The 12,159-nt window shown below is 34.4% G+C and carries 12 protein-coding genes and 1 pseudogene; 3 read left to right on the forward strand and 10 right to left on the reverse strand.

Annotated features, from left to right (window positions below):
- Positions 1-283: 283 nt before the first annotated feature.
- Positions 284-907, forward strand: a complete 624-nt coding sequence (locus ACNO7W_RS10850; RefSeq protein WP_143386671.1) for a PASTA domain-containing protein — start codon at positions 284-286, stop codon at positions 905-907.
- Positions 897-1,940 (forward strand): RluA family pseudouridine synthase, encoded by a 1,044-nt coding sequence (locus ACNO7W_RS10855; RefSeq protein ID WP_143386670.1) that lies wholly within the window; start codon positions 897-899, stop codon positions 1,938-1,940. Before ACNO7W_RS10850 ends, ACNO7W_RS10855 begins: the two co-directional genes overlap by 11 nt.
- 181 nt (positions 1,941-2,121) lie before the next feature.
- Here ACNO7W_RS10855 and ACNO7W_RS10860 read toward each other — a convergent pair whose 3' ends face one another.
- From ACNO7W_RS10860 to ACNO7W_RS10895, 8 genes and pseudogenes are all read right to left on the reverse strand, one after another.
- Entirely contained in the window at positions 2,122-2,727 is a 606-nt protein-coding gene (locus ACNO7W_RS10860; RefSeq protein ID WP_417938140.1) for a peptidylprolyl isomerase, read from the reverse strand.
- 99 nt (positions 2,728-2,826) lie between these two features.
- Positions 2,827-3,021 carry a glyoxalase superfamily protein gene (locus ACNO7W_RS10865; protein ID WP_417938141.1) on the reverse strand — a complete coding sequence of 65 codons (195 nt, stop codon included), beginning with the start codon at positions 3,019-3,021 and terminating at the stop codon, positions 2,827-2,829.
- Positions 2,987-3,190 (reverse strand): annotated as a pseudogene (locus ACNO7W_RS10870) (glyoxalase superfamily protein). Before ACNO7W_RS10870 ends, ACNO7W_RS10865 begins: the two are co-directional and overlap by 35 nt.
- Before the next feature lie 62 nt (positions 3,191-3,252).
- Entirely contained in the window at positions 3,253-4,044 is a 792-nt protein-coding gene (locus ACNO7W_RS10875; protein ID WP_417938142.1) for a hypothetical protein, read from the reverse strand.
- Positions 4,045-4,312: 268 nt separating this feature from the next.
- Positions 4,313-5,731 (reverse strand): adenosine deaminase, encoded by a 1,419-nt coding sequence (locus tag ACNO7W_RS10880; protein ID WP_417938143.1) that lies wholly within the window; start codon positions 5,729-5,731, stop codon positions 4,313-4,315.
- A gap of 58 nt (positions 5,732-5,789) precedes the next feature.
- Entirely contained in the window at positions 5,790-6,563 is a 774-nt protein-coding gene (locus ACNO7W_RS10885; RefSeq protein ID WP_417938144.1) for a TSUP family transporter, read from the reverse strand.
- Between the two features lie 26 nt (positions 6,564-6,589).
- A complete protein-coding gene (locus tag ACNO7W_RS10890; protein WP_417938145.1) occupies positions 6,590-7,867 on the reverse strand; it encodes an MFS transporter in 1,278 nt (425 codons plus the stop codon).
- On the reverse strand, positions 7,867-8,397 hold the full coding sequence (locus tag ACNO7W_RS10895) for a GNAT family N-acetyltransferase (RefSeq protein ID WP_143386662.1): 531 nt from the start codon (positions 8,395-8,397) through the stop codon (positions 7,867-7,869). The genes ACNO7W_RS10890 and ACNO7W_RS10895 overlap by 1 nt, the downstream gene beginning before the upstream one ends.
- A gap of 302 nt (positions 8,398-8,699) precedes the next feature.
- On the opposite strand from ACNO7W_RS10895, the gene yaaA reads away from it, so the two are divergent.
- On the forward strand, positions 8,700-9,458 hold the full coding sequence (yaaA, locus tag ACNO7W_RS10900; protein ID WP_417938146.1) for a peroxide stress protein YaaA: 759 nt from the start codon (positions 8,700-8,702) through the stop codon (positions 9,456-9,458).
- A 28-nt stretch (positions 9,459-9,486) separates the two neighbouring features.
- On the opposite strand, the gene ACNO7W_RS10905 is transcribed toward yaaA, so the two are convergent.
- Both ACNO7W_RS10905 and ACNO7W_RS10910 read right to left on the reverse strand, forming a co-directional pair.
- Entirely contained in the window at positions 9,487-11,073 is a 1,587-nt protein-coding gene (locus tag ACNO7W_RS10905) for a DHA2 family efflux MFS transporter permease subunit (RefSeq protein ID WP_143386660.1), read from the reverse strand.
- Position 11,074: 1 nt separating this feature from the next.
- A complete protein-coding gene (locus ACNO7W_RS10910; RefSeq protein ID WP_417938147.1) occupies positions 11,075-12,154 on the reverse strand; it encodes an HlyD family secretion protein in 1,080 nt (359 codons plus the stop codon).
- Between the last annotated feature and the right edge of the window lie 5 nt (positions 12,155-12,159).

A 12,159-nucleotide genomic window follows, 5' to 3' on the forward strand; every position in this document is an offset into this window, starting at 1 on the left:
CAGGCACCCCTCCAAAGGAGGGGAAGGCATACGTATTCCCCTCCTTTGGAGGGGTGCCCAACGGGCGGGGTGGTTTTTCAGGTGTTGTAATGGGAAAGTTTTCTTTTGAAAACGGATGCCCTAGCCCTGATAGAAGTGGTATCCTTTTCTTTAAAAAAAGAAAAGGATACCACTTCTATCAGGAAATAGCTCCAAATTGAAAAAGCCATTTTTTACTTAAACAAAATTATCATTTTTTTTGAAACGAAATAGCTTTATCTTTGCCACATATAAAAATAAATTTATGAGTTTACGTAAGTATCTTACCAGCCGTGTCTTTTTCGTACAAGTATTGATTGCTCTTGCCATTATTGCCGCTTTGGGTTATTTGTTTATGCATTGGTTGACTTTTACAACGGATCATGGTCATGAAATTGCTGTTCCGAATTTGAGTAAATTGACTGAAGAGCAAGTGGAGGAAAAGCTGGATGAGTTGGATTTAGATTACGTGCTTTTGGATAGTGTGGATTTTAGAAGTGATTTCCCTCAATTTAGTGTGGTGGAGCAAGATCCATCGCCGGGAACAAAAGTAAAAGTGGGTAGGAAAGTATATATAAAAATAAATGCTTCGGGATTTTCGTCTGTGCGAATTCCTGATTTGATTGAAAAAACGTATCGTGAAGCGGTGCCTACATTGAAAGCTTTAGGGCTTGAAGAAGGAACTGTTACTTATGTTCCAAATCTTGGAAAAGACATGGTTCTGGAAATGCGTTTCAAAGGAAGAAACCTGAAAGTAGGGGACAGAGTCTTGAAATCATCCAAAATTGATTTGGTTTTAGGAGACGGAAAAATGAGTTATGAAGAAGAGGAAAGTGCTACAGATAGTCTGGTAACACCAATAGAAGAAATACCAGTTGATGAACAATAATATTGATACAATAGATTTAGAAGAGGAGTTATTTGAACATTTCAGATTTGAAGTTCCTAAAGGGCAAGCGCCTTTGCGAATTGATAAATATTTGATGGGTTTGATTCAAAATGCAACTCGGAATAAAATACAAACCGCTGCAACTGAAGGGAATATTTTTGTAAATGACGCCACTGTGAAGTCGAATTACAAAGTGAAAGCCAACGATGTTGTTCGCGTAATGCTTACCCATCCTCCTTATGAAAACCATATTAATCCGGAGAATATTCCGCTTGATATTGTTTATGAAGATGATGCGTTGTTATTGATAAACAAATTGCCAGGAATGGTGGTGCATCCCGGTCACGGGAATTATACGGGGACTTTGGTGCATGCTTTGGCGTATCATTTTGATAATTTGCCTATGAACAGCAGCGAACGTCCCGGATTAGTTCATAGAATTGATAAAGATACTTCGGGTTTATTGGTTATTGCTAAAACCGAAGCCGCAATGACGCATCTGGCTAAGCAATTTGAAGCTAAAACTTCCGAAAGAGAATATATTGCTTTGGTTTGGGGAAATGTGGTCGAAGAGAAAGGAACGATTGAAGGAAACTTAGCGCGTCACCTGAAAGATCGTATGCAAATGGCGGTTTTTGCTGATCCGGAAATTGGGAAACCTGCCGTGACGCATTATAAAGTTTTGGAGCGTTTTGGTTACGTGACGTTGATTTCGTGCCAACTGGAAACAGGAAGAACGCACCAGATTAGAGCGCATTTAAAACACATAGGACATCCTTTATTTAATGACGAGCGTTATGGTGGTCATTTGATTCTAAAAGGAACTACGTTTACCAAATACAAGCAATTTATAGACAACTGTTTCAAAGCATTGCCAAGACAGGCTTTACACGCCAAGACTTTGGGCTTTGTACATCCTACCACTGGCGAGATGATGCGTTTTGATACAGAACTCCCACAAGATTTTCAAGATTGTATTGAAAAGTGGAGAGGGTATTCAAAATCCCATAGTACGGATGAAGAAGAAGACTAAAATATGAAAAGCCCCCCCGGATTGGGGCTTTTTTGTGGGTTTAAGTTTGGTTTTTGAAGTGATTACTGTTTGTTGCTTATTGTTGTGGGCGCAAAGTCAGAGACATTTGCGCAGCGTATACAAGGAACACTTTGCGGAGCCTGGTTTTTAAGAGCTTTTTTTTTGCCTAATTTGCTAGATGTTATGTGCTGCTTTTAATTTTTAAAATGCTTAATTCTTCAACTTCTTTGTCGTTAAATGTTTTTAAAACAACATAATACCATTTTTTATCAGGTACATCAACTTTGAAAACATCATTTTGTTTATGATTCTTTATAGCAGTTTCAAATTCAGGAACCATCATGCCTTCAGAAAACCATCCAAGATCTCCGTCTTTACTATTATCCATCGAATATTTTTTAGCTAAAATGGCAAATGCGTTTCCGTTTTTGTATTCCTCTAAAATCTTAGTTCTCATTTTTTCGATTTCTTTTGCTGAAAGTTTACTACCATCTAAATAAATATAGCTAACCCGAAAAGCTTGAATTTTTGTTGTAAAAAGTATTTTATATGTAAAATCAATATCTGAAAAAATATCTCCTAGTTTTGCTGTAGAAAGCTTTGCTGCAAATTCATCATTTTCAATTTCTGGGATTGAAGATATGAGTTGAGCTTCAAGATTTTGATTTTCTTGTGCAAACTTTTTAGCATCTTCAATTGTCGTTACTTGTTTTAATTGTACTTTAATACTTTGGGCATAAGCCTCAAAACATAATAAACAAACGATAATTGCAAATATATTTTTCATTCAATCAGTTTTTTGAGTTGTAGATAACTTGTATATATTTTTGACAGACATCAATATTTATTTCTCAAATATAATAAAATTATTCGTACAAAATAACAATTACACTTCCTCCGTAAAAGTCAATCTATTCCCAAAAGGATCAATTGCTTGCATACAAATAGCATTGGGGCTCCAGGAAGCTTTGTCTAAACTGGGTCTGTTGAATTTGTAGTTTTTAGCCAGGATTTTTTTGTGATAGGCTGCAAGATTGTTGAAGTCCTCAATATGTATTCGAGCACCGGGGACTGCAATCACCGTGATGTTCTGTTAAATGAATAATAATATCATCCAAAGATATTTGTAGATAAATAGGGGAGTTGTCCGGTTTGTTTTTTCAGTCGATTTTAAAACCTAGCCAATCGATGTAAAATGCTTTGGCTTTATCATAATCAAAAATTCTAAAAAGGGGTCTTGCAATGGCCATAATTGATTTGTAAATAAATTCGTATTCCCAAATATAGTCAAATTAGTGATTTGGAAATCTATTTATTGATATTTTGGAAATTCAAAAGCATAGCTTTTCCCAAGAAGAAATAGTAATCCATGAACAATAGGCTCGGGAAGAAAGTTTAGTTTATCTAAATAAAAGTCATATGTTTTGTTGCAATAATTAGTGATTAAAAAAGGAGAAGAATTGGAAGTTATATAAATGTCAGTTATCCTTTTATTGTCAGTTGTAGTATTTTCGTTAAAACACGAAAAGGTTACTTTTTCATTTTCATTTTTTAGATTAACCAAATCAAAAATGGATAATGGAATTGTTGGATTTATGGGGTAGAAAAGTAGTGACTTGGAAACATCTATTAAAATCCATTTTTGAAATTCTTTGGAATACACTTCATTAAACGTATGTCCGCCATTAAGAGTAGGATCTTTTGACAGTACTTTCAGTCCCCATTCTTTTACTTTTAAATCATTAATCACACAAAAATTATTGAAGACTTGTGAAAAATCACTACAAACCCCTCCTTCTCCGTTTATCATTTTTCTTAAAGCCATTTCTGATGATTTGCCTAATCCCGGACCTCCTTTTATGTTATTTCTAAGCCAGATGGCTATTCGTTTGGCTTTATCAAGATCACTCAATGCAATTTTTATTTTTTCAAAAATTAATGGATTTAACTCAAAATAAATATCCGGGATGTCGGTTGTTTTATTTATGTTGTTGTAGCAAAAATTTTCTACACGATCGATAGTTACATTTTTAGATAATAATCTAAATCGCACTTCGTATAGTAATGGGTGCCTTCTTAAATACCAAATTAAAGATCTACTCATTGTTCAATAATTTATCATGTTTTTAAACAATTAAAATAAAGAAATGCTACTAGTATAAATGATTTTTTGTAATTGTAAGTAAGTATGTAGTAGTTAAGTAGGTATGTCAAATATAGTAAAATTAACTATTTAAAAAATATCTTTTTTGAATAACCGTTAAACAGCAAATATAAAGCCCCAAGTGGGGCTTTATTGAATTTGTTTTTAAATAAATTTTAAAGGGCGTCAATAGTTTCTAAAAAAGTCACTTTTTGTGTTCGGTTCCAATTTATTTCATTGGAAAATTAGATTCGAAAGTTTTAAATCTGGAGTCGATATTTTTCAACAATTGTTTTTTTACGGAAGTATCTTTTATAAAGCTATAATTGATGCTGTTGTAAACAAATTGCTTGATATCAGTGTAGGTTATGTCTTTGTATCTTTTGGCCAGTAAAACATATTGCTCCGTCATATTGGTACGTAAAATCCCCGCATCATCCGTGCTGATTACGATTGGAACGTCAAATTCTTTGTACAATGTTAATGGATGACGGTTTTCTTTGACTTTCAAAATGAATTCATTACTCACTAAGTTGATTTCTATCGGAATAGTTTTCTTAGCCATATAGCGCAATAAATCATAAGAATTTTGTTCGTATGCCATATCCACGCCGTGACCGATACGATTGGCTCCTGCAGTGTAAACGGCAGCACCAATGTGCCAAGTCAGTTCTTCCGGTTGAACTAAACCAAGAGTCAGCTCGCCGGCATGCATCGTGTATTTTACATTTGGATAACGGGAATGACAATATTTAAACATCACCATGTGCAACCAATAATCTTTCATGGATGTTTCGCCATCTTCGGGTGAAACGATGTTTACACCCGCCATAAGCGGACTGCTATCTGCCGAGATAAAAGCGATTACCAGATTTTTAAATAAATCAACAGGTTCCATGAAACGCAATACAAAATTTTGATAACGCATGGTGAAACGGGCATCATCTATCTTAAGTTCATTGTGAAGTTTTGCAACAAAATTGGTATTGAAATCGGTAGCATAAGATGCAGCGCCTTTTTTTAGTAATGAATTGTAAACAGAATCCAGCGATTTTAGGATGGATTTTTCGTCTTTTAGCAAAGCTAATTGTCGTAATCTGGCATTGAATTTTGTCAAATCATCGGTATTCATTGTACTTGGAATCGTAGATAATTGCGTTTCAATATAACTGACGTTTTCTGTAATGGCTCTGTTTTTTAGTTCCAATACTCCTTTTCCAAAATTACCTTTGATGGCTGGCTCAAACTTCATAAACGATTCAAAAAACAACTTATCCGAAGGATAATCCACATGATTATAATCTTTCACAGACCATTTTTGCATAATTTTTTGCTTGTACATATCTAATTCGCCACGACTTTTCAGTGTTGAAAATTGTTCCCAGTTACCAGTAGATGATTTTTCTTTTTCCACTTGCATGGTTTCGGTATTGAGATAAAAATTTTCAGCAATAGCATGTTCCAGTAAGGGTTCTGCATAAATAGATCCGGAATAGTGGTGGTGTAAATCACCTCCTTTTGGCATCTGAGAAAAGAAAGCGGTTAAGGCAGCTTCATTATTTCTAATCTTTTCGAAATACTCGTTAGTTGATTGTGAGTAACCAATATTCAAAAGAGCAGAAAAAAGTAAAGTAAAAAGTAATTTCATATTGTAAATTTGATGTAAATATAATCGAATTAAATAATAAGTGTTTTTTTCGAAAGTATTAAATAATTCCCATAATCAATAAAATTGCAAAAAGGATAAGCATTACAGTCACTAAGTTTTGAATGGTTTTGATAGTCACTTTTTCTAATAGTTTATTTCCAAAATATGCCCCAATAAATGCCGAAAGGGTGGCCAAAGTGAGTAATGTATAATCAAAATGATCGGAATGATTGATTATTCCTTTTGAATAAATAGTCAGCCTGGAAATATCAACCAAACAGGCAATTACTACTCCTGTAGCAATAAAGGATTGTTTTGATAAATTGGCTCTTATCAAAAAAGCAGCTCTCAGAGCGCCCTGATTTCCGGAAAGTCCACCAAAAAAGCCACTTAAAATTCCACCTAGAGGAAGGTATTTCTTGTCAAATTGTATATTGGCTAAGCTAGGTACAACTTCGAAAAGAGAAAAAAACAATAATAAGATTCCAATAGTCAACTTTATAGGCATGATTTCAAAAATATGATTTCCCATTTGATAGTCCATTAACGGTTGCATATCAGTTAATAATGAAAGGATATAAGCCCCGAGAAAGGCAAAAAGTATGGCGGGAATACCAAAGCGTAAAACCACATTAAGATTGGCACTTTTACCTAATAAAAAAAGTTTAAAAAGATTATTCAAAAAATGGACTATTGCCGTGAGTATGATGGCTATTTCGATTGGAAAAAATATGCCAAAGACAGGAACCAGAAGCATTCCCAGTCCGAATCCGGAAAATAATGTCAAACCGGAACCTAATAATGCGGCGAGACAAATGATTATGTATTCCATTTTATTTTAGATTTAAAATAGGAAAGTTATAAAAAAGGTTGTGTTTCTTTTTCAGTGTAATCCAAATCGGTATGGAAGGTTTCTTTCAATTTCCAAAGGGCTAAAATCGAAATTACGGACAATATTGATCCTACAATCATCCCTGATTGCAGAATATTTCCATCAAAAATTTTGTCTCTGAAAAAGCCATAAATTAAGATGATTAATGGGAGTGAACCCCGAACAAAATTAGGGACAGTTGTAGTTACAGTTGCCCGAATATTAGTTCCAAATTGTTCCGCTGCAATGGTTACAAATAACACCCAATAACCCACAGAAAATCCCATAATAAAGCAAAGTGTATAGAAAGTGGAAGCCGTAATTCCAAATGCGTTCAAATACACAAAGACCATAATCAAATTAAAAACTAAAAATAAGTACATGATTTTTTTTCGACTTTTTAGCCACTGGCTCAGTAATCCGCTGGCAATATCACCAAAAACCAACCCGGCATAACACCAAGCGATAGCTTTTCCTGCCACAATAGTTTCGAATCCCTGAACGCCTAATGCTTTGGCAAATTCTGGAGAAAAAGTTATCAATACTCCTACCAAAAACCACAATGGAACTCCTATAAGAATGCACTGAAAATATTTTGAAAATCGCTTTTTATCTTTAAATAAGGATAGAAAATCTCCTTTCTTTTCTGCACTTTCATGTACTTTCTTAAACATCCCAGATTCGGAAATGCTTATTCTTAAGAAGAGTAAAAGAATTCCTAAAACACCGCCAACATAGTAACACAAACGCCAATCCTGAAAAATCTGATAGACTAAATAGGCTGCTACTGCTCCGGAAACACCCACCGAAGCGACAATCATAGTTCCATAACCTCGTTTTTCTTTGGGTAAAGATTCCGTAACCAAGGTGATTCCAGCTCCTAATTCGCCTGCAAGTCCAATTCCGGCTATCAATCTCCAGAACGCATATCCATCAACGGTGGTTACCATTCCATTGGCAATATTAGCCACAGAATAAATTAAGATGGAACCAAATAAAACAGAAATTCGTCCTTTTTTATCACCTAAAATTCCCCAAAGAATACCTCCAAAAAGCATCCCAAACATTTGCATGCTAATCAAATATTCTCCTTGATTTCGAATCGCATCTCCTGTAATTCCCAAGTCTTTAAGACTATCGGTACGGACAATACCAAAAAGCAATAAATCATAAATATCTACAAAATAACCCAGGGCAGCTACAATTACGGCGGCATTCAAAATGCGAACTGGCTTTTTTATTTCAGAGGATGGAATTCTGCTCATTACTGTTTTTTATTTATTATATGTTGCATCAATAAGTCGGTTTGTTCTTCATTTCCTAATGTGAAAACATGTTTGTCAAATTCGACAAAACCATTTTTGGTATAGAATCGGAGTGCTCTATGATTTTCTTCCCAGACACCAAGCCAAATGTAATCAACACCAGTATCTTGTGCAATTTTTTTTACTTCATCAATCAATAATTGTCCCACATTTTTTCCATGAAATGCTTGTGAAACATAAATTCGATGCACTTCTAAAGCATTTTTATTAATGGTTTCGGTTTGGGCGTTGCCAAAATTTATTTTCAAATAACCAAGGATTTCATTGCCTGAAGTAGCGAGATAAAACTGTGAATCAGCATTGTTTATTTCTGAAGTCAATTGTTCTGAATTGAAACTTTCCGTTACGTAATTCTCAATATTTTCAGTTGTATTTACAGCGGCAAAAGTTTCTATGAAAGTTTGTGTGCTTATATTTTGTATTGCTTCAAGGTCGGTTATTGTAGCTTTTCTAATTTCAATTGGATTCATAATAGTATGTGGTCTTTTGGTTTCTTTTAAAACTCAAAAATACACAAATAATTTAGGTAACAATTTCCATTTTCTATTATACTATTAAACAAATCAATTCATAGATTCCTACTTTCTTGTTTTCAATTTGTACTTTTGAATCCGTAATTCAAATAGAGCAAAATAAGTTAGCCACGAATTTCACGAATATTCCACTAATTAATTCATTATAATTTTAAAAAAAATAGTATTAATTTGTGAAATTCGTGGCAAAAAAGCAATCCACATAATTCGTGGTAGTATCAAAAAAATAGTAGTTACTTATGAAAATTGTTATATCGCCAGCCAAATCCTTGAACTTTGAAAAAGAGTTGCCAACTAAACTTCACACAGAACCCCGGTTTCTAAAAGAATCGCGACAAGTTCATAAAGTTTTGAAACAAAAAAAGCCTGCGGACTTAGCTGATTTAATGGGTATTTCGGATAAACTCGCTGATTTGAACTGGAAACGCAATCAAGAATGGAAAACACCTTTCACTATAGAAAATGCCCGTCCAGCAGTTTTTACCTTTGATGGAGATGTATATACCGGATTAGATGGGTATTCGATTCCAATAGAAAAATTAGAAACGTTACAAGATAGTTTGAGAATATTATCTGGTTTGTATGGCTTGTTAAAACCTTTGGATTTAATACAAGCGTATCGATTAGAAATGGGAACGAAATTGGCTATTGGCGAAAGCAAAAATTTATATGAATTTTGGAAATCAACGGTTACAAAAGCATTAAATAAAGAGCTTGAAAAAGGTGAATTGTTTATCAATTTAGCCAGTACAGAATATTTTTCAGTGATTGATGTCAAAACGTTGAAGGTTCCTGTAATCACGCCAGAGTTTAAAGATTATAAAAATGGTAAACTAAAAATAATCAGTTTTTTCGCTAAGAAGGCGAGGGGAATGATGGTGCGTTATATTATTGATACCAATGCAAAAACAATTGATGATTTAAAAGGGTTCAATTATGAAGGCTATCAGTTTGATGCTAATTTATCAGAAGGAAATCATTTGGTTTTTACGAGATAGCGTAGAGACGCGATTAATCGCGTCTCTACTAATGCATGGCATCTGCAGGATTGATTTTGTTTTTTCCTTTTTTAATAAAAAAGATTATTGGAATACAAAATAGAAACATAACGCCGAGGTAAAGAAAAATATCCATATACGACAAAACGGTGCTTTGTCTCATTACAGAATAATCAATGACCTGATACGCTTTTTTCAAAGATTCGTTAGCAGTAAATCCTTTTGACATAAAACCCTTTTGCAGCATTAAAACGCGTTGTTGCACTTCTAATCTGCTTCCGTCTAAATGGGAAACCAAATTCACTCTATGTTCCTGACTAAACCTTGTGATGAAAGTAGTGATAATGGCAATACCAAAGGAACCTCCCAATTGTCGCATCATTCCTGTAAAGGCTGCCCCTTCGCCAATATCTTTTCCTTTTAAGGTGGAAAGAGACAATGTTGTTATTGGTACAAAAAGCAATCCTAATCCAATTCCTCTTAAAATTAATCCCCAATAAAGATGCTCAACACCCGTATTTGGTGTCATGCTATTGTGCATGATAAGAGCAAAGAAAAAGAAAATTAAAAACCCAAGACCTACCATATAGCCTTGAGGAACACCTTTTTGAATTAATTTACCAATAATTGGCATCATGATAGCTGTGGTGATGGAACCCGGAATAAGTAATAAACCGGCATCAGTGGCGGTCCATCCTAAAATCGATTGGGTATAAATTGGAATAATTAGGGTGGAACCATAAAGTCCAAATCCTAAAATAAAACACATTAATACTCCAATTCTTAGATTTCCATCTTTTAATACACTCAAATTTACGATTGGATGCTTATAAGTCAATTCTCTCCAAATAAATAGTATTAAACCAAAAACCGATATGACACTTAATAATGTAATTATTTTGTTATTGAACCAATCGTCTTGCTGACCGTGTTCTAAAACATATTGTAACGAACCAATGAATACTGTCAACAGAAAAATCCCCAACCAATCGACCTGTTTAGTCTTTAGCTTTTCACCATATTTAGGACTTCTTACAAAACTTAATGCCAAAATAGTTGCTATGATACCAAGAGGAATATTGATGTAAAAAATATAAGGCCAGGAAAAATGATCAACAAGATAACCTCCTAATGGCGGTCCCAAAGTTGGTCCCACAATTACACCCATTCCATAAATCGCCTGAGCCATACCTCGTTTTGCAACAGGATAACTCTCGGTTATTATAGTTTGCGCCGTAACTAATAAAGCACCACCACCCAGACCTTGAATAAATCGGAAAGCGATAAGTTCCCATATATTATTGGCATTACCGCATAAAAAGGAAGCGACCGTAAAAATAATGATGGAAGTCACAAAATAATTTCGTCTTCCAAATTGTTGTGAAAGCCAGCTCGTCATTGGGATTACAATGACATTTGCAATAGCATAAGCGGTAATTACCCAAGCGACATCATTTAATGTGGCACCAAGGCTTCCTCTCATGTTGGTCAGCGCTACATTGACAATGGTGGTATCCACGATTTCGAGCAACGCACATAGTACCGCTGTAATCGTAATAAGAATGCGTCGATAGCCATATTCTACTAAATCATCTTCTACTTTTACTTGTGCCATTTTAGTTTAAATGTACGTCAACATCAACATTCATTCCTGGTCGTAATAATTTTATTTTTTCAACATCATTAGATGTATTCAGGCTTATTTTTACTGGTAATCTTTGAATGGTTTTTACAAAGTTACCAGTAGCATTATCTGGAGGCAGGATAGAAAAACGGGAACCGGTTGCTGGCGAAAAGGAAGTGATGGAACCTTCAAAATCATAATCAGGATAAGCATCTACTTTGATGGTTACTTTTTGTCCAATGACCATTTTGTTCAATTGTGTTTCTTTGAAATTAGCAATTATCCAAGCATTAGAATTATTGATAATATAAAAAAGTGATTGTCCCGGTTGTACCAATTGCCCTGGTTGGATATCAATTTTTGAAACCTGGCCATCAATTGCCGCCGTAACTGCAGTGTAGGATAAATTTAATTTTGCAGCTTCAAGCATTGCTTCTGCTTTTTTGATATTGGCAGCAGCCACTTCCGTTTGCTTGCCTGAAACTTTCGATTTGGCTACAATAACTGATTTTTGGTAAGCAGTTGCTTTTTCCTGTTGTTGTAAAATACGAATTTGACTTTCCGCTTCTTGTTTTGCAGCTAAAGCTTGCTCATATTGTTGTTTCGTAATCGAATGGTTTTTAAATAAATTTTCATAACGATTATAATCACTGGTAATTCTGCCTAATCTAATTTTTGCAGTTTCGATATTTCCACCTGCTGATTGCACATTAGCATCAGAAACAGAAATGTTAGCCAAAGCACTACCTATATCGGCTTTTGAAACTTCAAAATTACCTTCTGCAGCCATTAATGACGCCATTGCTTCGTCAATTTTTAATTGATAATCCCTTTTATCGATAGTAAACAATGTATCGCCTTTCTTTACAAAATCATTGTCTTTTATATATACTTTATCCACATATCCGGAAACTTTAGGGATAATTGGATTCATATTTTTCTCAATTTGGGCATCATCTGTTTCTTCATGCGATAAGGAGTGCATGTATTTATAAGTTCCATAAGTTCCGCCTAATACAACCAAAGCCACTAGGATAATAATGAATTTTGTATTTGTTTTTTTCTTTTCCATGTGAT

The organism is Flavobacterium sp. ZB4R12 (genome assembly GCF_048276375.1).
Taxonomy (GTDB): domain Bacteria; phylum Bacteroidota; class Bacteroidia; order Flavobacteriales; family Flavobacteriaceae; genus Flavobacterium; species Flavobacterium gawalongense.

What these genes read in the sequence shown, in the direction of transcription:
- ACNO7W_RS10850 (WP_143386671.1), top strand. Translation starts at nt 284, where the DNA reads ATGAGTTTACGTAAGTATCTTACCAGCCGTGTCTTTTTCGTACAAGTA.
- ACNO7W_RS10855 (WP_143386670.1), top strand. Translation starts at nt 897, where the DNA reads ATGAACAATAATATTGATACAATAGATTTAGAAGAGGAGTTATTTGAA.
- ACNO7W_RS10860 (WP_417938140.1), bottom strand. Translation starts at nt 2,727, where the DNA reads ATGAAAAATATATTTGCAATTATCGTTTGTTTATTATGTTTTGAGGCT.
- ACNO7W_RS10875 (WP_417938142.1), bottom strand. Translation starts at nt 4,044, where the DNA reads ATGAGTAGATCTTTAATTTGGTATTTAAGAAGGCACCCATTACTATAC.
- ACNO7W_RS10880 (WP_417938143.1), bottom strand. Translation starts at nt 5,731, where the DNA reads ATGAAATTACTTTTTACTTTACTTTTTTCTGCTCTTTTGAATATTGGT.
- ACNO7W_RS10885 (WP_417938144.1), bottom strand. Translation starts at nt 6,563, where the DNA reads ATGGAATACATAATCATTTGTCTCGCCGCATTATTAGGTTCCGGTTTG.
- ACNO7W_RS10890 (WP_417938145.1), bottom strand. Translation starts at nt 7,867, where the DNA reads ATGAGCAGAATTCCATCCTCTGAAATAAAAAAGCCAGTTCGCATTTTG.
- ACNO7W_RS10895 (WP_143386662.1), bottom strand. Translation starts at nt 8,397, where the DNA reads ATGAATCCAATTGAAATTAGAAAAGCTACAATAACCGACCTTGAAGCA.
- yaaA (WP_417938146.1), top strand. Translation starts at nt 8,700, where the DNA reads ATGAAAATTGTTATATCGCCAGCCAAATCCTTGAACTTTGAAAAAGAG.
- ACNO7W_RS10905 (WP_143386660.1), bottom strand. Translation starts at nt 11,073, where the DNA reads ATGGCACAAGTAAAAGTAGAAGATGATTTAGTAGAATATGGCTATCGA.
- ACNO7W_RS10910 (WP_417938147.1), bottom strand. Translation starts at nt 12,154, where the DNA reads ATGGAAAAGAAAAAAACAAATACAAAATTCATTATTATCCTAGTGGCT.